This window comes from Gallibacterium melopsittaci, assembly GCF_042433085.1.
Lineage (GTDB): Bacteria > Pseudomonadota > Gammaproteobacteria > Enterobacterales > Pasteurellaceae > Gallibacterium > Gallibacterium melopsittaci.
In genome coordinates this window covers 52,222-73,781 of sequence record NZ_JBHLWA010000004.1, presented here as the reverse complement: position 1 = coordinate 73,781, position 21,560 = coordinate 52,222, and the positions used below count along the sequence as shown (strand labels likewise).

9 protein-coding genes are annotated in these 21,560 nt (G+C 42.4%); 1 reads left to right on the top strand and 8 read right to left on the bottom strand.

The genetic code is table 11. The features are described 5' to 3' along the window. Positions 1–48 precede the first annotated feature (48 nt). The 5 genes from ACFFHT_RS01040 to ACFFHT_RS01020 form a co-directional block, all read right to left on the bottom strand. Positions 49–7,503: a YadA-like family protein gene (locus ACFFHT_RS01040; protein WP_382372639.1), complete on the bottom strand. Its 7,455-nt coding sequence runs from the start codon at positions 7,501–7,503 to the stop codon at positions 49–51. Further along, complete coding sequence (locus ACFFHT_RS01035; RefSeq protein ID WP_382372637.1) at positions 7,454–16,027, bottom strand: ESPR-type extended signal peptide-containing protein; 8,574 nt, start codon at positions 16,025–16,027, stop codon at positions 7,454–7,456. Before ACFFHT_RS01035 ends, ACFFHT_RS01040 begins: the two co-directional genes overlap by 50 nt. Positions 16,028–16,610: 583 nt before the next feature. Further along, on the bottom strand, positions 16,611–17,519 hold the full coding sequence (locus ACFFHT_RS01030) for a DMT family transporter (protein WP_382372635.1): 909 nt from the start codon (positions 17,517–17,519) through the stop codon (positions 16,611–16,613). Positions 17,520–17,532: 13 nt separating this feature from the next. Beyond that, complete coding sequence (locus ACFFHT_RS01025) at positions 17,533–18,312, bottom strand: M48 family metallopeptidase (protein ID WP_382372633.1); 780 nt, start codon at positions 18,310–18,312, stop codon at positions 17,533–17,535. Positions 18,313–18,404: 92 nt separating this feature from the next. Further along, the gene (locus tag ACFFHT_RS01020) at positions 18,405–19,304 is read right to left on the bottom strand and encodes a cupin domain-containing protein (protein WP_382372631.1); all 900 of its coding nucleotides are present in this window, start codon (positions 19,302–19,304) and stop codon (positions 18,405–18,407) included. 123 nt (positions 19,305–19,427) lie between these two features. Here ACFFHT_RS01020 and ACFFHT_RS01015 point away from each other — a divergent pair, with 123 nt between their 5' ends. Continuing rightward, complete coding sequence (locus ACFFHT_RS01015; RefSeq protein WP_382372629.1) at positions 19,428–19,766, top strand: carboxymuconolactone decarboxylase family protein; 339 nt, start codon at positions 19,428–19,430, stop codon at positions 19,764–19,766. An 80-nt stretch (positions 19,767–19,846) separates the two neighbouring features. Here ACFFHT_RS01015 and ppa read toward each other — a convergent pair whose 3' ends face one another. The 3 genes from ppa to trmL form a co-directional block, all read right to left on the bottom strand. Continuing rightward, the gene (gene ppa, locus ACFFHT_RS01010; RefSeq protein WP_066104076.1) at positions 19,847–20,374 is read right to left on the bottom strand and encodes an inorganic diphosphatase; all 528 of its coding nucleotides are present in this window, start codon (positions 20,372–20,374) and stop codon (positions 19,847–19,849) included. Positions 20,375–20,450: 76 nt separating this feature from the next. After that, positions 20,451–21,077 (bottom strand): LysE/ArgO family amino acid transporter, encoded by a 627-nt coding sequence (locus ACFFHT_RS01005; RefSeq protein ID WP_382372626.1) that lies wholly within the window; start codon positions 21,075–21,077, stop codon positions 20,451–20,453. Beyond that, entirely contained in the window at positions 21,077–21,559 is a 483-nt protein-coding gene (trmL, locus tag ACFFHT_RS01000; protein ID WP_382372624.1) for a tRNA (uridine(34)/cytosine(34)/5-carboxymethylaminomethyluridine(34)-2'-O)-methyltransferase TrmL, read from the bottom strand. The genes ACFFHT_RS01005 and trmL overlap by 1 nt, the downstream gene beginning before the upstream one ends. Position 21,560 lies beyond the last annotated feature (1 nt).

Sequence of the window (21,560 nt, the reverse complement as noted above, 5' to 3'; positions counted from 1 at the left end):
GCTGGTATGGATTTCCTCCCTTTACTTGAGCAAAGGGAGGAAATTTAGTTAGAACTGGAATCCAGCACCCACACCTACAGTTGAATCTCCAGTAGTACTATGTGCTGCATTTAACTTCAAGATAATCTTGCCATTATCTGAAATTCTTGAGATACCAACCGCAATGGCTTGTTGCGATTTATGTGCACCAGCACCAACAGCGACAAGACTCTTACCTGGTATATAGGCTTGCGGTAAACTTGCCATTGCACCTGCAGTTGCAGCTACGCCATCAATATCGCGAGAAAGATTATTCACACGATTATTTAGGTTATTGATTTGTTTAGTAAAATCACGACCTAAATTTTGAATTTGACTAACATTCACTGCATCAGTTGGTGCAGAACCAGCCGCAACATTGGTGATACGGCGAACTTCTTGTTCTCCTGTTTCTGCATTCACACTACCTACAGAAACTTCACCCACAACCTCTTTACCATAACCACGAACGTACGCAGGATCTCCCCAAGGAGTCGCTTTTTGTAATTGTTCAAGGGTTTGCGTTGCTTGTGCGTTGGCACCAAGTGCTACGCTATTTTCAGCAGTTACTTTTGCATTATAACCAATAGCGACACCATTCTTCGCATCAACAATAGTGTTTGCCCCTAATGCAACGCCATTAGCAGCTTTCACATTTGCAGAAGTACCCATTGCTACCGCATTAGTAGCATTTTCAGCGATATTAATCTTGCTACCAACCGCAACAGCACCATTTGCATTACCACCAACTTTTACATTATTACCCATAACCATTACATCTTCGGTTGTGACTTGTTCAGTCAATGTAATAATTTTGTTAGTAAGCGTTTCTTTATCTTTGAGATAGTTTGCTAACTTCTCTTGATAAATTTTTAGCTCTTCATCTGTTGCATCTGGTTTTGGTATATCTGGACGCTTCAATTCTTTCCGTTGCTTAATTAAATCAGCAATTTCTTTCATTTGTTCTGCATCACCAATGCTATTGTTATTACCTACAGAATAACTTGATTTTGCATTAATTACTGTTGGGTCACCAATAGCACCAGATGCTTCACCAGCAACAGTATGACCAGTACCAATACTAATCGCATTATCACCAATTACAGTACCGCCAGAACCAATGGCTAAAGCATTAGTGGAGTCTTTTAATACGGTACTATTTTGACCAAAGGCAATTGCATTATCTGCACCTTTTTCAACGGATGCTTGATAACCTACTGCAGTAGCATATTTCGCATTTGCACTGGAATCCTCGGTATTTTCAGCCTGATCTACAGGTGTTTGTCCATCATTGGTATGGAAGTATTTAATACCTTGTTCATTCATATTGTGGATAGCACTATATACACTATTGGTAATGTACTCTTGCTGTCCTTGGACATTGTATGTTTTGAGATAAGGTTTACCGTTCTCATCAACAGGGACTTTAACCGTAATATTTTCGACTTTTCCGTCTCGAACAATGGTTGTTGTAAATTCCTTCATTTCAACCGTATGGAAGTTTTTGGTGATTTCTTCCGTTGCCCCAAGTTCTGCTTTGAGTTTGTAAAGTTGACTACCATTAATTGCGTCAGTGGAGTTTTCTGTAATCAAACCATCAGCTATATTGGTAAGCTTAGTCGCATTAGTGAATGTACCATCAGGGTTTTGGACAGCGGTGGTGATGTTCTTCATGTCTACGCGAGAGTTTTGGGCAGAGACAGTCTCACCATCTTTGATATAGTTACCATCTTTATCTACATTTTGCGCAAGGATAGCGTCTTTGTAGAAGAAGCCATCAGCCCCTTTGTAGACTTTCTCACGAGCGGTCACGTTGCCTTTATCATCTTTAGTTTCAACCACATAATCCACAGGTAGAACGGTATTGTTCACAATCGCTTGGTCATTAGTCGAAATCTTAATCTTGCCTTCGCTTTGATCAAGAGTGACATTCTTGCCAGCAACAAACTCAATCGATTCTCCCGGAGCGATATTGTCGCCATCAGTGCCAGAGAAAGTTGTACTCGAGTTACCACCATCTGCGCTGACTTTGACGTTAAAGCCTTTGCTCGCTGTTGCTTGTGCATTCTCCGCAGCTTTATTAGCTTTTTCTGCACGTTTAGAGACCTCGTTCAAATCGCTGACATTGACGGCAGCGTTTTTGAGCTTGTCATCGGCGGCGGCTGTAGCCAGTTTATCCGCAAAAGTTGCATTAGCTTTTGGTCCACTACCAGGTTTTGATGGGTCGTTTAATACAGTCACATCCTTCACAGAAGACTGAATACCCGCCAATTTTTGACCATCAGCAGGAACGCTGCCATCTTTATCCAACAAAGTCACCGCAGCAGGTGTTGCTGGTTCGGCATCGGTTTTTAGTTTACCATCCGTGCCAATATCAGAGGCTTTATAGAACTTATCACCGACTTTCACGAGTGGGTTACCCTCAGCGTCCTTAAATGCCATAGGCAATCCATCTACATTGATGCTATAGGTATGAACACCGTTAGCACTTGTAATCGCAGAAACCTTGGTATTCGCACCGTTCACCACGTTGATAGTATCGCCCATCTTCACGGTTTGCGCTGGATTTTCACCCTGACCGCTAGTCATGAGTTTAAAGCCAGTATCTGCCAAGTTTTTGAGGTCTTGGGTGGTTACAGCGCTATTGGCATCAATCGCATCATCGCCTTTGGAACCGACTTTCTTCAAGTTATCCATAAAGGTGTTGTTGCCATCTTTGTCAGCTGTTACACCACCAATCGCACTGGCAACATTGCCTAATTGTGTAGCGGTTGTGGTTGTACCATCTGCATTGACGAGTTTCATCGATACAGGTGTGGCTTTGGTAGGGGCAGTTGTTGTTTTTAATGAGCCATCCTCACCCACTTCCATCCAAGTGCCTTTCTCGGTAGGATCAGCACTAGGAATATACGCCTTACCTTTAAGGTCGTCTTCTTTGTACCATTCGCCGTCAGCGCCTTTGACCAGTTTGTTACCTTGTGCATCTGTATAAGTCACCGCTTGCTCAACCTTCACTTCGTAAATATCTTGGTCTTGAGCGCCTGTGGTTTTGCTAACAACGGCGGCACCTGCGCCTTTCACAACAGTCTTGGCAGCGGCTGCAGCTTTAGACGCTTCTTGAGAGGCATTGTACAAGTCTTCCACATTCACTGCACTGCCTTTTGCAGTGTCATCTTTTGCTGCTGCTTCAAGACGTTGTGCGAAAGTCGGATTTTTCAAATTATCGCCGTTTTTCTCACTATCATCTGTACCGTCAGGTGCTGTGACTTTCATGTCTTCAACAGCACTCTTCACACCTGTAATGGCATTACCACCGTTATTGAGGCCGTCTTCAGTAAGGCTAACGGTTGTTTTAGTGGCATTATCACTGCCTTCTTTAGGTGTGGTGGTTGAGGTGATGGTGATACCATCTTTGCCTACTGTTGTGGTGGTTTGTTTAGTAGCACCATCAGCAGTTGTCGTAGCCTTAGAAGTATAAGTGGTTTGACCGCCTTCTACTGTAGAGGTGTTACCATCAGCATCGGTGAACTCTGCACTGGTGAGACCTGTTAACTCTTTGGCAAGTTTCACCGTCAAGGTGTCTTTACCATTTGAGACTACGCCGATATTATCATCACTGAGTTTAGTTGCGTCAGTCACACCGCCCTTAATATTGAGTGTTTCACCAAGCTGGCGAGTAAACTCGTTCTTACGGCCAGTATCCGTATCATCAGAGTCTTTCACCAATACATCCCCTGCATACACACGACCTTTATTCGCTGCGGTAGTGAGTTGATTAATCGCACCAGCAAATGTTGTCGGTGCTTCGGTATTTGGATCAGTGCCAGTACCACCAGCTGTTACTGCGGTAAAGGTAGGTGCAACTAAGTTGCCTGTTTTTTTCCCGTTTTTAGTTTCTTCTGTATAGCCTAAAACATCTTTTTGGATACTATAGAGTTGTCCGCCATTAATTGCATCGGTAGAGTCCTCTGTCACGCTACCCGCACCGACATTACCCAATACAGGGGCAGCAGCACCTGCTCCTGTCACAGGATTAACCAGCTTGATGCGAACATCGCTAGCAGCAACCTCTTTCTTGCTGTCTGGCTTACCTTCCTCGGTTAAAGGCACTTGACCGTCCTTATTTGCCACATAGAACTTACCGCCTTTCTCGACAAGCGCATTACCACTGGTATCTGTGAACTGGATAACCTTGTCGACATGGACATTGTAAGTTGTTGAGCCATCGTTTGCTTTTGTTGAGCTGACAACAGAGGCGCCGTCACCAGTCACTTTGGTGGTTGCGGCTGCAGCGAGCTTATCCGCATAAGATTTGTTCACTGCATCGTTACCGTCTGCAGGTGTGGCGACGTTCTTCACTTGAACTGGGTTATTATTTGTATCACCCAATTGGATAGCAGGAGGTGTGTTTTTTTCTCCCTCTGGTGCTTTTCCATCGACTTTCTGAATCACCACACTGTTTCCTGTACCAGTAGTACCCACTGCAATTGTGTTAAAGAGTGGTTGGTCTTTAAAGCCGATGAGTAAATTACCATCATTTACCACCACAGCGAGGTTGGAATTACTATAAGAGGTTGAGCCTACACTGTGAGCAGTCACATCTTTAGAATTGTAATTAAACGAACCTGCATTAATAGATAAACGTTCACCGAGTTTTTTCGCTACATAAGTGTTGTTCTCCGTGTTGACGTAGTTATCTGCGCTAAAGAAGAGTGGAGAATTCGCAAGTTTTTGTAAATCTCCCACGGTTGCACCACTATTAAGCTTATCAGCGTTACTCTCAGTGGTAAATCCACGCAACGTAGTAAGGAACGTATTTGGATTAGTGGCATTAGGTACTGTTTTTGAATCCTCGGTAGATCCACCTGCAACTTCCTTGCCATCCAAGACGCTCTTCACGTTTTGAATAGTGTTGTCACCATTATTAAGGCCATCCTTAGTGAGGCTGACTGTCTTATTCGTGTCAGGCTTAGTATTGCCAACACCTTTGTTAGGTGTGATGGTAATACCGCTACCATCTACCACGGTAGTGACGGCAGGGTCAGAGGTTGTTGCTGCTTTGGTATAGGTGGCACTAGTGAGTCCTTTGAGCGCTTTAGCTAAACGTAGAGTTAGCGTACCTACTTTACTATCTGCAATAACGGCAAGGTTATTTTCCTCACTGTAATCTGTCGCACCACCTTTGATACCTAAAGGATTGGCTGGTGTGCGAGAGATAGTGACGAGGTTATTCTTGTCGTCGCCATTTCCACCGATAGTGTTATCGCCTTGGTATTGTTGAGCAGAAGCAGCGATTTGATCGGTGAGGAATTTCTTATTTACCGCATCATTATCATCGACAGGGTTAGCGATATTCTTCACTTGTACAGGTGTACCTGTTGCACCTAATTGGATAGCAGGCGGTGCGACATTAGCAGAGCCCTGATTACCCTCAACTTTGGTGATTTCTACACCACCTGTGCCACCGACGATGACTTTTGTGGCTGTGAGGCCCGTATTGTCTAAGACAGAGCCATCGATAGTGAGGCTACCATTCGCACCGAGATTCACCTTCTCAGCGAGCTTAATGGTAATTGCACCAGTGGCTGCATCAGCAACTGTACCGATATTGCCGTCTGTTAAATTGCCTGTAGCACCACCCTTGATACCGAGGATGTCACTAGGTGTGCGTTTGATGGTGACAAGAGTTTGTTTGCCTGACTCTTTATTATCGCCTTGGTACTGTTGGGCAGAAGCGGCGAGCTTGCTTTCTACGTAGTTCTTGACGACAGTTCCTGTGGTGAGCGCAGAGTTATCTGCATTGTTCTCATCACTAATTGCACTGAGCTCTTTGAGATTGATATTCACCTTGCCACCAGTTGTACTAGTGACTTGGATATTGCTACCTTTCCAAGCTTTGTCAGTACTATCATCAGAACTAAACTCAAGTGTCTCACCGAGTTGTTTGGTGATTGCTGATGATGCACTTTCGCCTTTGAAGACGAGTCCCTTATTAACGGCCTTGGTGAGGTCATCAATCGCTCCTTTGTAAGAGGTCGGTGCTGCGGCTGTCTTACCACTATCAGCAGAAGCAGTTACGGCAGTAAAACTTGGTGTAGTAAAGCCAGTTTTCGCAGTATCTAATGTGAGGCCGAGAGTGGTTGCCAGATTACCGATTTGAGCGCCATTTACCGCTTGTGTAGAGCTGCTTTCTAGGCTACCTGCGGCGACATTAGTGATGGTTTTGCTGCCTGCATCAATGCCTGTTGAGGTTACACTAGGACCATTGGTGATGGTTAAGCCAGTATTGCCGAGTTTGACATTATTACCCACAGCAACACCAGAATTATCGACTGTGGTGGCGCCAGTGGTGATGCTACCGTCATTACCTAAATTTAATGTTTTATTCAACTCAATTTGGAGTTCATCAGATTTCATATCCCCTGTTTTCTTGACAACTTTGGTAGAGATATTGCTATCTGCTCCTTTGACGGTTACGGTATTGCCAAGTGTATTGGTGACCGTGTTACCATCGCCTGCTTTGAGACCGAAAGTTGATGTGCTAACAGTCGTACCCAGATTGTTAATCATATCAGCCACATTTTGCGCAGTGGCATAGCTATGAGTATCTGGATTACCATTCGTTATGTCGATTTCGATTGCACCTGTTTTTTCATCTTTCTTTAACTTCGCCTCATTCACATTAAAGGCCACGCTAAAGGTGTCTTTACTATCTGTGGTGACAGAGACAGCAGCGGTGGTACCTGTGCCATTGTTGAAGTTAACCACGTCACCTTTGTTCACAGACGTGCTAGGGGTTGTGACACCAGTAGCGCTGTTGACCGTAGCGCCAATCGTCCATGCTGCATCGCTGAGCTTGCCATCCACATAGGATTTATTCACCGCATCGTTAGCGTCAGCTGGTGTGGCGATATTCTTGACTTGAACTGGGTTGTTATTTGTATCACCCAATTGGATAGCAGGTGGTGCATTGTCACTACTGCCCTCAGGTTTTGTACCAGTGACCTTGCTGATGGTGATGCTATTACCACTGCCAGTGGTGCCGATAGCCACGGTATTAAAGAGTGGCTGATCTTTAAAGCCTAATACTATCTCGCCATTTCTTACTACAGCAGCGAGGTTGGTGCCACTATAAGAGTTCGCCCCTATAGTGCCCGGGTAATTGCCCAATGTGCTGCCATCCCAGCCAAATTCAGCAGTCTTTATCGCCACACGCTCACCGAGCAGGCGTTTAATATAAGTGTCTGCAGTACCAGTGGCATAGTTATCTGCACTAAAGAAGAGGGGAGAGTTTGCGAGTTTTTGTAAATCGCTTACAGTAGCTGCGCTATTAAGTTTCTCAGCACCACCTCCTGCTGTGGCATCACTACTATTGAAACCACGCAAGGTAGTCAGGAAGGTGTTCTCATCACTATTTGGTTTGTCGCTATCAGTGCTACCATTTTGCGTACCACTCGACCCCCCCCCCACCTGTGGTAGTATCATTCATCACGCTGGTAATGCCTTTGATAGTGTTACCACCGTTATCTAGACCTTCCTCAGTGAGGCTGACAGATTTGTTGGTATCAGCAGCGGATTTAGTGATGGTGATGCCGTCGCCATTAATGGTGGTTTGTGGTTTGCTAGTGTCCACTGTGCCATCGTCTTTAATAGTCTCAAATGTCGCACTACGCAAGCCTGTTAAATCACGTGCGAGCTTCACGATTAGGGCCTTACTTAATGTATCTACATCGACATAGGTGTTTGCATCTGTTGTGTCTTTTGCGATGTTTGTTTTGTCAACAATCATACCGCCTTTGACTTGGAGCTGTTCATTAAGCTTGCGCTTGATGATGTCTGCCGAATCAGTACTGTTACCAGCAAACTTGAGACCATCTTTCATGGTGGCGACAGGTGTATCCCCTGTGGTGAGACGATTAGTCTGATTGCCCTCAAGATCAGCAGTCTTGTCGTTGCTTAGACCGATACTGTTGGTTGTGGCGCCATCTTTGTCTGTAAATTTAATCGTACCATCAACACCATCTAAGGTAATGCGTTCCCTATCGCCATTTTTGATATCAATCTTGCTATTGTTCGCATCTAAGAGAATTTGCTCATGCGCCTGATCGCCATTCAAGGTGATAGTGGCTCCGTTACCATTATTATCCCCTAGCACAATATCTTTATTTAGACTGAGATCTAGTGTAGGATTTGACTCATTACCTGAGGCTTTGGCGGTAATATTCGTACCAGTGACGAGGATGGTATTACCTTCACCAGCTGTACTACCTAATGGGCTATAAGCATAGTCAAAGCTACTTGTGTCATTCCGAGTTCGTAGACCATAACGAAGATTGTTGATATTGCCATCTATCACGCGCGTTGCTTCATCTGAGTAAGCTTTCAAATCACCGATACTTGCCGCATCGTCATCCGCTTTGGTGGCGAATTTCTTACCGACGAATGATACCAAATTAGGATCACTAAATTCTGTTTTAATCTCTTCAGGGGAGAGAGTCTTGTCAAAATACTGAACCTGATCCTGGCCTTGTTGTTTGTATCCATACTTCAAGGTATCTGTCGCCACCCCATTGATACGAACTGCAGTGTTATTCGCTCCTACAAGATTTAGGATAGGTGACGAAGTACTCGCTGGAGCAGCTTGTAATTTCATCAAAACAGTAGGACTTGAACCACTTCCAATGGTTGTAGTACCAAACCCAATAGAATTCATATCACGAAGATTCTTCGCTAATTTTAGGGTAAGTGTATCTGAGCCATTGGATACGACAGCGATATTACCTGTTGTTAAATTAGTGAGTGTGTCGTTGTAGTTACCATAAAGCTTTAACTGCTTGTTTAGGGCGAGGTTGAATGCAGAGCCATCGCCATTACTAGCACCTGAGCTATTCATATCACCATGAAAACTCATGCCGTCCTTCATAGTAGCGAGCTGATTGCCATTAAAGCTGAGGCGAGGGTCGTTGTTCTGTTTGCTATCAAGTAACTTATCACCGTTTAGGATAGATTTAAGCACAAGGGATTGATAAGCAGAGCCGCCTTCATTGCTGGTAAAGGTGATTTGACCTCCAGCGAGTTTGACACCTGCTATACTGCCAGATGTACCAGCGTTTTTGACCTCTAAACTACCATTTGCTGTACCGTCACCTAGGACAACGGCAGAATTAAGCTTGATTTTTAATGCGCTGTTACCAGAAAGGGTAGTGATATTAGTATCTGCACCAATCACGCTAATGGTATTGCCTAGATTTGCTGTCACAGCGGTGCCAGTCGCAGGGGCTAGGCCAAAAGTCTTAGCATCTGTTGTAGCAATAGAGGTTTTAAGCTCATTTAATACAGTGACTAGATCACCAGAAGACACAAAGGAATTAGCAGTGTCGCCAGTTGTGACTTCATAGTCGCCACCTGTGGTTTTACCAATAGTACCTTTGTTGACATTAAACACTACACTATAAGTCTCAGAGTCAGTGCCGTCTTTAGTTACCGATGCGGTAGTACCAGTACCATCTTTAAAGACGACTGAGTCTTTGTTATTCACGGTTCCTATGTCTTTGTCACCTGCGGTACCCGTGTTGAGCTTAATATTCCACGCGCTGTTGTTCACCAAAGTTTCAGCATCGCCTGCATTGATGGCATTGGTTTTCTTAGTGCTATCAAGAGCATTATTGCTTAAAACGGTCGCTACATTAGTGATGGCTTTGTTGCCTGCATCAATGCCTGTAGTGGTAACACTTGGACCATCTTTAATGGTTAAACCGTCATCGGTAAAGGTATTATCACCTGCTTGGACACTCTTATCTGTAATGACAGTGCCACCCACGGTGATAGAGCCTTCACTGGTTAAATCAATGGTCTTATTCAATACCACAGAAATATTGCGACCGCTTACGCCAGTAGTGATATTGGCGTCACCCACGATGTCAAAGCGGCTATTGGTTTTATCCACAGTGATGCCAGCTGTTTCACTACCTGCCCCAACAGTAAAGGATTGCACTGCAGAATTTGCATTGCTGATAGCGGTATTCACATCTGTATCAAGTTGTGTTGTACCAATAGAGCCTGCTTTGACCTTCATCTTGATAGAAGTGCCATTAGCTGTGGTCTCAATGGTACCTTGAGAACCTGTGCCATCCGTATCACCAGTAAGGGTGAAGTTAATATCATTCGCAAGGGTTTGGCTAGTGGTTTTGTTGTTAGCACTATCTGTTAGGGTAATCGCACGAGTGAGAGGAGTGTATACCGTATTTAAATTAGTAATCGCTGTATTCACCGCATCAGAGGTGATGACCTGATTGTCATCTTTTTTGACCTCGGTGGATTTGTTAAGTGCAATACTTACCCCTGTAGCAGATGCTGTGGTGCTTAAATCCGTACCATCCCCTGTAATTGCAAAAGAGATACCATTTGCGTTATTTAATGCTATACCTGCATGTGTAGAGGTAGTGTTATTGCCAGTCAATTTAATAGTGTTTGATTCCAACGACTTCGCAGCGAAATCATCGCTTAACGCGTCTACAAGCTTAGTCTGATTGACTTTAAGAGCATAGGTATTGGCGTTTAAATTCGTCGTAGATTCTGTCTTGGCGAGTTCAAGAATACCACTGTCATCTGTTTCGTCCAGGGAAACCTTGGTTTTCGCGCCAGTCACGGCGGTAGTGATGGTTGATTTCACATTTTCTGCCGTTGCAAAGGTGGTTGTACCCACTGTAGCATCATTAGTAATCTCACCGTTGCTCACACTGAGAGTAGACTGATTGACATCATAGCTGACCGTAAAGGCATCTGGCTTGTTTTGTTCTGTTTTCGCTTCCACTTTCACTGTGCTACCTGTGCCATCTTTGAAGTTCACAGTATCACCAGCATTGACAGCACCTTCTGAGGTAGGTGTTGTTGCAGAGCCTGTTTGTGAAGCGATAGACCAGCTGGCATTACCTACTTTGGAATCTACATAGTTTTTGTTTGCTGCATCAGTGCCTTGTTGTGGGTTATCAGCGACATTGGTGATGCTGTTGCCGCCAGCGCTGATGCCAGTGTTGGTGATGCTAACAGGATTGGCATCATTACCTGCTGGGGTGATAGTGACACCAGCACTGTTAATAGTTGTTGTGTTATTTGACTCATCTGTAAATGTTGCGCTGGTGAGGTTAGTGAGTTTTTTCGCTAACTGAATCACAAGACCGTTTGCATCTGTGGTAGTGTCTTTGACAACACGGATATTACCCTGAGCGCTGGCAAAATCGCTTGCAAAGCCTGCTTCAGGTGCATCGCCTTTGATGGTGAGCTTTTCACCGAGGTTGCGATGGACGAGGTTTTTGGCACTGTCATCATTACCCGCAAAATCCATACCTGCTATGGCGAGGGTTTGGAGGTCTTTCACTGTAGCGGCTTGGGTGAGCTTGCGTTCATCTGTGTCTGTTTTTAGACCAATGAGTGTGGCTACTGAGTTTTGGCGTGCTACGGGGTCAGAACTTGCCGAATCTACTTTTAAAGCAGCAGTGAGGTTTTGTAAAACCGTTGTGGTTTTTGTCGATGCTTTTTGAACCGTAGCATCTCCTGAGGCTTGTTTTTCGGCATTGACAAGAGAAAGCACAGCATTGGCAGGGTCGAAGACAGAACTTTTTACCGTTGACTTTAAGTTATCCTCTGATAAACCTTCTGTTTGTTCATTAACTAAACTAGGCACACCATCTCTATCGTATTTAACAACCTCTGGGTTGTCTTCATACCATAAATCACCAATTTTGACATAGCCTTTAGAGTAGTCTAATGTGGCGAGTGTTTTACCATTAGGATTCTTAGCATTTCTGAGCGAATAAGTGCCATCTCTGTTCGTTATAAAGTCGTCATCTTTATACCATAAACCATCCACAGCTTGGCGATATCCATTAACAAGTGCTGATTGATATAGTACATTATTCTCCTTGATGAGCCTATTACCCGCTGCATCGGTATAGACTACAGGACCCTGCTCACCGGAGACGATTTGGTTCACAGTCGCTTCGATAGAGTCACGAATCGCATAGAGTTGTGAGCCGTTTACCGCATCGGTGGACTTCGCACCGATTAGACCTGGGGCGACGTTTTGGATAATACGACCATAGGAGACGTAATCAGGGTTACTTGCAGAGCCCTCGTTTACAATCCTGCCGACAGTGATTACCCCACCGCCAATTTCGCCGAGACCAGCAAAGTCGTATTTCTTGCCGTTAATCGTGATGGAAGTTTGACCCATCTCACCTGCAGTGATGTACTCATTCAACGCTTTTAGAGACAAATCGTCGACTTTTTGGCCTGACTCAAGGGTAGTTCCTGACACGGTGGTTGAATTAAGTATGGCTACCGACTTCGAACCGAAGTATACAGAGTTGTTGGCTTTTACATCAACGTTAGAACCCAATACGTAGGAGCCTTTGACGTCATTCAATACGTTGATTCTGTTACCGAGAAGCATGTTGTTCTGAGCCCCTACACCGATAGTGATGTTTGAGCCCATCAAGGTGTTGCCCTGTGTGACATATCTAGCGGCTTCTTCGGCAGCTATTTCTTCGGGGGTTTTTGTCTTCAGGATTTTTCCGCCAGCATCCTTTTTATAGTTATCAACCGGGGTAAACAAAGTAACAATATCATTAGCACTGAGCTGAGTTGGATCTGTAATCGTTACGGTACCATTCTGATCTGTGACGTTATACCCAATCTTATTGTTACTACCAGAGATGAAAGAGCCAGATGTTTGATAGCTGACTTGGTTATTCGCACCAGCGACGAAGTTACCGATTGTTTTGAAGTTAACGACGTTGCTTGAGCCGGCGATGAAGTTATTATTTGTGCCGTACTGCACTTTGTTGTTAGAACCAACGATAGTGGTTTGGTCGGAAGTCAGCAAATTGGTTTTATTTTGCTGTTTATCACCACTCACTGCTACTTTGTACAACTGGCTGATTAAGTTCGCTCTCGCTTTCTCAGCGGTCTCTGTAGTATGGATAACTTCATAAATGAGTTCACCTTTATTATTCTCACCAGCTTTAACTATGCCCTCAATCGGTTTATAGGCGTTTACTGTGCCGTTGGTGTAATTACTATTACTATCCACACCCAAGGCTGCCTGAATCTCGTTGCTCGAACCAAGAATCATGTTGTCATTACCGCTGGTGACAATGTTCTCTGCGCCGGAAACGGTGTTGCGGAACGACAAATCACGAATCGTGTTTTTCGCGCCGACAACAGCGTTATCTGCAATACGCTTATACCCACCAGTACCAAAACTACCGGTATAACCACTATTAGTATCACCTACATTAGGGTTAAACCCTTCCGTGCGGTTTTGCGCACCGAGCACGATATTGCGGTCCCCCCAAAAACGCATACCGCTTGTATTTAACGTTTCTATACCATCTGACTTACCAGACTTGACAGGGGTAGTAACCGTAAAGACATTACCTACATTGCTATAGATACCCGTCATCGTATCGACCTGATCATCTTTCCAACCGGTATATGAACTATATCCATAGTACTTATTATTCCCGCCACCGAGAATAATATTGCCCGTACCTACGGCTTGAATATTGGCACCGATGACCGTTTGTTGGTTTGCCCATTCACCGGCTTTGACGTTAAAGCCCATACTGATACCAAAACGACCGGCTGACGTATACGCATCGGCGAGCGAAGCATTACCGATGGCGATACCACCGTTACCGTAAATACGGTTCAACATACCCAGCGCCAAAGCGCCGTTGCCGTTTACGGTGTTATACGCACCATACACGACAGCACCGGCACGCTCTGCTTCCGGACCGGAACTTATGGGTGTGCCAAGGTCTTTAAAAATGGAAGGCTGAGAAATTTCGCGCGGTACCAAGCCGTTATTCAGCCCCATAAAGACACCGATGCCAAACCCGCCGTAACTCCTCCAGTTTTTAGTTTCACTGCCTGCCGCCATGCTACCGACTAACAAGCCCAAACCTTTCACAGATGCATCACTAGTTATGAAAATATCGCCGTTCTGACCTTTCTTATTATTACTTCCGTCTTTGGGAACACCTACCGTACCGGTACCACCATTGCCGGCAGTGGCAAAGATAGAAGAGTAGTAACCATTATTATCTTCAGTAGAGGAATCAAATTTATTACCTTTGATGGTAACCCTATACAGCACATTACGCAAACTGGCCGCCGGGTTGATGAGCGTAACCGTCGCTTTTTCCGTATCACCATACCCCAAGTGCAAACCGTTGGCATTGACGATAGTACTCATCGGCGTGTTTGGTATATCTACATAATAGTCACTATCGCCCCAACCATAGGTGGGAGAAACAATACCATCTGGATTGTTAGTTGTTCGCGGGATAGTAGACCGCGTATTCGCCCAAGGCGCACCAACAGTCGCTAACGAACCGCCCATGTATTTGGTAAATGGCGTAGCAGCGGATGTAGCAGTACTTCCCAAAAAGCCCATACCGCCGGTAAAGTCGCTCCAAGAAAGGATTGATCCGGTGTTGTTTGGAGCGCCTGATGGGTCTGATGGAGGTCTGCTGATTGAAGCATAAGCGACGGATAATGTGCCGCTCGGTGGGGTGGATCTACTGCCACTGCGACCACTTGTTAATGTCAATCCGCCTGTACCGTTCCATTGGAGTGTTTCACCATTAGCTGATGCAGATAATAAGCCTGCTGATGTGTAGGGGAGATCTTGTACAGTTTGATCGTAGAACTGTAACCCAGATTTGGAGAGTGAAATTATAGGGTTGTAGACTTCCTTATGGCTAGCAACATCACGTCCACCTGTTGTGGCATATTCCCCTAGCTCTAAACCTTTGTCTAGAGAGAGCTCTAGTTTATCACCTGAGTAAGAAAGGCGGGAGGTATAGCTGTTAGTGTCACTCTTTGTTGATCGAGTTACAGTGGTTTTTTCAGTGGTTAGACTTTTCATTACCAAAGATTGTGCTGTATCTGTGCGAGTTTTATTCGTGCTGGTCGTTTCTTTTACTTCGACGACTTCAGGGGAAGTAGCGCCCACAACAGGAGTGGAGGTGGTCGTTGTTGTGGTGGTAGATCTGTTATCCGCCATCTCCACAGATTGTGAGGTCTCTGTGCGCGAGTGTCCTGAGGCAACCTGTGTTTCAGTTGTTACAGTGGGGTCTGTGTTGGACGCTGGGGGTACAGTAACGGTGGTCGTCGTGATGATGTTGCCGTTGGTGTCTTGTTCTTCTGAGACGACCGTGGTTTGGGTAGTGGCAAGTGCCGTTGTGGATGCGCCATTATTATTGGTAGTGGTTTTTGCTTCTTTTTCTGTGGTGGTAGTGGTGATGCCACCAGTATTGGTTAGCGCTTTTTCTACCGTTGTTTCGCTGACAGGGGTAGTGGTAGTGGCATCATCAGCTGCAGTCGTTAGCTTGTCTAGACGCTCTGTGGTAGAGGTAGCGAGGATTTTGTTATTAGCGTCTTTAGTCACCTTTATTGTTTGTGTGGTGACAGTTTTAGGATTGGCCGTATTGTCTGTAGTGACTACTGTTGTGGTGGTAGTTGTGGTGTTTGTATCCTCATTTTGTGTGGTGGTTGTTACTTGTACTGTTTTGTCAGAAACAATAGTATCACTACTGTTTTTACCTATTACTGTGTAGGTAGTAGTATTACCACTAGTATCTGTCTTTTTGGTGATGGTTGTAATACCATTAACGGTTTTTGTACCCACTTCAATAGATGCAGGCGTAGGATCTGTTAGTGTTGGTGGTGCTACCCGTTCGTCTTGAAAGCTAATACTCTTTGTGGGTTGATTGACACTATAATCACCCGATACATCCGTCACATGTGCCCATGCCGGAACACTAACCAAATCGACCAAGAATAAGGCTATTGCAGTTAATTTAAAGAGATGTTTGTTATGACTTTGTTTTGGATTAGTTGAGTTAGTTTGGCTTACTTTACATTTATTTTTAGCGAGTTCAGAAACAACGACTAATCTGCCTAAAGATTGGTTAAAAATGACTTTGAAAATTTGATTTAACATAAATCCCCCCCCCTCTTCATGAAGCTAAGTTTGCGTTACTTTACAAAAATCCTTATTTGTTTTATTGAGTTACTATTGACGAAAGAATAATTATATACAGATTGTTTTGTATTCACAATGAAAACTAACATTTTATTATGTAAAAAAAAGAAATATAAATTATGTAGTTATGAATGTCATTTTTGACAGAATTATTTCCTATGAAAATAAATAGGAAGAATTCTTGATTAGACTTTTCTTTTTGTTATTAAAACCTATCAATATTAAATAAATAAAAGGGGTATGTTATGTAAAACAGAACAAAGATATTGCCTGTAAAATAGGATGGAGTAATAAATTAAACTATTGCTTTAGCTTAATTATTCTTCATTTTTGACATTAAAATACATTTTTAATTGTTGACTGGTTTTGAATAATGATTGAATGTAAATTTATTGTTTTTTATTTGAAAAATAAATATTAATAAAAAAGGTTATTTCCAAAGAATTAGATTATTGACAAAGTGCCTTTATTTCTTGTTCTGCAATTTAATCGAAAATCAGGACACTCTGTATAATCAGTATAGCGTAGCGAATATATACATTTAGTTGTTTTTGTGTATGCGATGGATCTTTGGTTTTCTAGGTTGTGAAGAAACGGAGCCGAGGTAAATAGCAAACATAGTTACTACTGCACCACTCCATTGCACTAAATTGATAGGCTTATCAAGGACAGAATAATCGATAACTAGTGCGGCGATAGGTTCAGAGAGCAGTAATAGCCCGGTTAAAGAGAGGGAGAGTAATGGCACACAATAGGCGATCATTCCCCAAGCAAAACATTGCATAACTGCACCATAGACAAAAACCCAAAGCCAGTCCAATGGATTAGTTGGATATAGACTATTGGCATTAAAAAGTAGTGATGGTGGGATTAAAATAATGGCACCAGCAATACTAATGAGTAACATCATTGGGAAAATTGGCGTTGGTTCTACTTCATGTGTTTTGCGAATAAAGACCATAGATAACGCCAATAGTAAGCTAGAGATAATTCCTGTAGTGAAGCCCCATAATGCGTGTTCATTGTAAGCAAATTCACTACCAGTAATAAAATAAACACCAATAATTGCCAGAATTAAACTGACAAGCTGCATCATAGATTGTTTTTCTTTGAAGTAGAAAAAACTAATAGCAGCAAGGAAGAAAATTTGTAAGCTATTGAGTAGGGTTGAAATACCAGGCCCTACAGCATGTACGCTTTCATGCCAAAACGCGAGATCAAACGCTAAAAATACACCTGAAGTTAATGCGTAACGAATTGCTTTTTTGGATTTTGGTAAGCGTTGCTTAAAACATTTTGCCAAGATAAAAAAGATAAACGCTGCGATTAACAGACGCCAAAATGCAATAGCATAAGCACCTACTGGAACATGTGCGACAATTAAACTTCCAAGACCAAATACTACACAGCCAATAATAATTCCAGGTATCGCGACATGTTGCTTTTGCATATTTTTTTCCTATTTATTTTTTAGCGTTGTTATAGAGTTCCATTGCTTTAGGCATTAAGTTCTCTAAATGTTCTTTTCGACTTTTATCACTAGGGTGAGTCGAGAAGATAGTTGGGACTGAACCACTACCACTTAAACGTTGCATTTTATCCCATAAGTTTGGTGCGGCTTGAGGATTAAAACCAGATTGTGCACTTAACATTAAACCCACTTCATCGGCTTCACTTTCCGCACTACGAGAGAAAGGTTTCATAATACCAAGATCGGCAATACCACCGACTAAATCTTGTGATGTCCCAGCACTAATACCTTGTGAAGCTAATGCTCCCATGGCAATGGCAGCAGCAATACTCACTGCTGTTTGACGGTTAGCTTGGCTTTTTCCGTGTTCAAGTAAGGTGTGAGCCATTTCATGCCCCATCACGACGGCAATTTCATCATCAGTTAAATTTAATTTATTGACTAATCCTGTATAGAAAACCATTTTGCCACCTGGCATTGCCCAAGCATTGACTTCATTAGATTTAATAACAGAAATTTGCCAATCAAATGGTACACCTGTTTTATTGTATTGGCGTGCATAAGGTACCATTTTGTTAAAAATTTTATGTACGCGTTTTGCTGTTGGAGAAGAAGTATCTAATGTTCCTTTACTTCTTTCGGCATTAATTGCTTGTTGGTATTGGTTGGCTGAAGATTGGTTAATTGAACGAGTATCTGCACAGCTAGCTAATACGGTTGTGACAAAAAGTGCAGCAAGAATACGTTTTAATGCTGGTGAGAATGTGAACATTAATAGTTTCTCCTGTGAGTAATTAGTTGATATTTTCCAGTCAAGTATGATTTCTTTTTTTTCTATAAAGATCAATACAAATATTTAACAAATTATCGCTTTACAGAATTTAGTCGTCGATAACGAGAAGGCGTTGTTGAAAATTGTGTTTTAAATGCCTCATTAAAAGCGGTTTCTGATTGGTAACCAATTTTTTCCATAATTTGGTTAATATTGAGTTGAGTTTTATTTAATAATTTGGCTGCCATTGCGAGTTTAAATGTGCGAATTAAAGTTTGGATACCCATCCCTGTAGCTTGGTGAATTTTGCGGGCAAAGGTCGCTCTTGAAAGATACGCCATTTGTGCCAACTGTTCTGTTGTATAACTGGCAGAAAGATCTTGTAGTACTGTCGCCATTACTTTACTTAACACTGGATCAGAAAATAAACCGATGAGATTTTGTTGTTGAGGCAATTCTGTACAATGGCGTAAAGCAAATAACAGTAGTAATTCACACATCATTTTAATTGCGGTAGCACTCCCTAAATAAGGTGTTAACGCTTCTTGATGAATCAAACTCGATAGTGTTTGTAATTGTGGAATATCTTTCAGTGAAACAATAAGTGGTTCAGGAAAAAGCATTAATAAAGCACTCGCAGCAGTATTGGTTGCTTGATATCGTCCACATAACATTTGTAGTGATGGATCTGCCGAACAATTATGGCGATATAAAAGTCCATTTTGTTGTTCTATTTGTAGAGGTTGCGTGGATGGATGTGTACCAATTTGGTGCATACCGCCTTTTGTCCATAGACAAAAATCGCCAGCGTTAAGTTGATATTGTTGCTTACCAGAACGCATTTCACAGCTACCTTCTAGTAAAAGATGAAAATAAGCTGTTCCTTGTTCGGCTTGTTGATGTTCAATTAAATAAGGTGCTTTGAAACGACAAAATACATCTATCGTTGTTTTGATTTCTAATAATTCTAAGAGGTGATCAATACTATCCATAATGAGAGAATTGAGATGATAACGTTGTTTTTTGCGATTCTACCAGCTTTATTGTCTTAATTGAAATAGGCAAAATAACACACGTTTAATGAGATAAAAATTTTTATTTCCTAGGAGGAGCTTATGTTAGATTGGAAAAAATATCGTACTCAATTAATGGGCCGTTTAGGCATTTTTAGCAAACTTTCTCCAGACACAATGAAGGGATATCAAACTTTAAGTAAAGCAGGGGAAAGCAGTGTATTGGATGCTAAAACTAGAGAGTTAATTGCATTAGCCTGTGCAGTGACGACTCGTTGTGATGGTTGTATTGATGTGCATACTGATGCGGCAATTAAAGCAGGTTGTACTCAAGAAGAAATTGCAGCTGCGTTAGGGGTTGCTGTGGCAATGAATGCAGGAGCTGCAATGGTATATTCAGCACGTGTATTAGATGCGTATGATACTTTGAAAACAGAATAATGATTTTTTAGTGAGTATCAGAGAAGAATAAAAAACCGTTATATCGTGAGGTATAACGGTTTTTATAGGCTAAAAATTAATTACTTTTTCGCACGTTCAAATGAAGCTAAGATTTCTTCACGCGCTGCAGCAGCGTCTGCCCAACCATCTACTTTTACCCATTTACCAGCTTCTAATGCTTTATAGCTTTCAAAGAAGTGTTGGATTTGTGCTTTTAATAATGCTGGAATATCGTTCACATCTTTGATGTGGTCATATTCTTTTGTTAATTTGCTGTGTGGCACTGCAATCACTTTTGCATCTTGACCAGATTCATCAGTCATTTTTAAAACACCAACTGGGCGACAACGAATGACAGAACCTGGTTGTAATGGATATGGTGTTGGCACTAATACATCTACTGGGTCGCCATCTAAAGAAAGCGTATTATTGATGTAACCATAGTTCGCTGGATAGAACATTGCCGTTGCCATAAAACGGTCAACGAATAATGCACCAGTTTCTTTATCAACTTCATATTTAATTGGATCTGAGTTTGCTGGAATTTCAATTACTACATAAATATCATCTGGTAATTCTTTACCAGCAGGTACGTTTTTTAAACCCATTGTCTATTCCTTCTAATAAAAAAATTAAGTAAAAAACCGTGCGATTATAGCCCTATTTATTGCAAATTGTCGAGAATTAGCTAGCTAATAGCCCCATTCCATATTGGAACAATCCCCAAGCAATCATTAACATAATTGCACCAATCACAAAATCTAATACACGCCAAGTAAAGGGTTTTTTAAATAGTGGGATGAGGAAACGAGTTCCATAAGCTAAACTGAAAAACCAAGTGGCAGAAACACAAAGTCCACCGATTAAAAAAGCGATTTTTTCTTGCCACGCTAATGTACCCGCAATACCACCAATAATGACCACAGTATCAAGGTAAACATGTGGATTGAGTAAAGTGACACTTAATGTCAATAAAATTGTTTTGGTCAGTGAAGCGGTATTGGTGCCAGATTCAAGCTGTAAACTTGCGTTACCTCGATAAGCACTTCGCCACGCACGTAATCCATAAACGGCTAAAAAACCTGCACCAACAAAGGCTAATGTAACCGCAGCAATATGGTTATGGCTAATAAATGAGCCTAAACCTAACACGCCAAGACAAAATAGCACCACATCACATAAAAAACAGATCAATGCAACAGCAAAAATATGTTGTCTTAATAAGCCTTGTTTTAACACAAAGGCATTTTGTGCTCCGATCGCAACAATTAAACTACCTGTGACAAAGACACCGTGTAAAAAAGCATTCATTAGGATTCCTGATAAAGATTAATTGCACCTTGATAACCAAGTTGACGCCAAGCCTCATATACCGTTACTGCCACGGAATTTGATAAATTCATACTACGACTATTCGCACACATTGGAATTCGAATTTTTTGCTCAATCGGCATAGTATTTAAGATATCCATTGGAATACCTCTGGTTTCTGGTCCAAACATTAAATAATCACCGAGTTCAAATTGTACTTGGCTGTGTGCAGGGCCACCTTTGGTCGTCAACGCAAATAAGCGTTTTGGTTTTTCTGTCGCCCAAAATTCGGCATAGTTTTGGTGATGTTTAATCGTAGTGAACTCGTGGTAATCCAAGCCAGAACGGCGTAATTTTTTATCATCCCATTGGAAGCCAAGTGGATGAATGAGATGTAAACGGAAGCCACAATTAGCACAAAGACGAATAATATTTCCTGTATTTTGTGGGATTTCAGGTTCGTAAAGGACAATATCTAACATA

What these genes read in the sequence shown, in the direction of transcription:
- ACFFHT_RS01035 (WP_382372637.1), bottom strand. Translation starts at nt 16,027, where the DNA reads ATGTTAAATCAAATTTTCAAAGTCATTTTTAACCAATCTTTAGGCAGA.
- trmL (WP_382372624.1), bottom strand. Translation starts at nt 21,559, where the DNA reads ATGTTAGATATTGTCCTTTACGAACCTGAAATCCCACAAAATACAGGA.
- ACFFHT_RS01020 (WP_382372631.1), bottom strand. Translation starts at nt 19,304, where the DNA reads ATGGATAGTATTGATCACCTCTTAGAATTATTAGAAATCAAAACAACG.
- ACFFHT_RS01005 (WP_382372626.1), bottom strand. Translation starts at nt 21,077, where the DNA reads ATGAATGCTTTTTTACACGGTGTCTTTGTCACAGGTAGTTTAATTGTT.
- ACFFHT_RS01025 (WP_382372633.1), bottom strand. Translation starts at nt 18,312, where the DNA reads ATGTTCACATTCTCACCAGCATTAAAACGTATTCTTGCTGCACTTTTT.
- ppa (WP_066104076.1), bottom strand. Translation starts at nt 20,374, where the DNA reads ATGGGTTTAAAAAACGTACCTGCTGGTAAAGAATTACCAGATGATATT.
- ACFFHT_RS01015 (WP_382372629.1), top strand. Translation starts at nt 19,428, where the DNA reads ATGTTAGATTGGAAAAAATATCGTACTCAATTAATGGGCCGTTTAGGC.
- ACFFHT_RS01030 (WP_382372635.1), bottom strand. Translation starts at nt 17,519, where the DNA reads ATGCAAAAGCAACATGTCGCGATACCTGGAATTATTATTGGCTGTGTA.
- ACFFHT_RS01040 (WP_382372639.1), bottom strand. Translation starts at nt 7,503, where the DNA reads ATGATACTACCACAGGTGGGGGGGGGGTCGAGTGGTACGCAAAATGGT.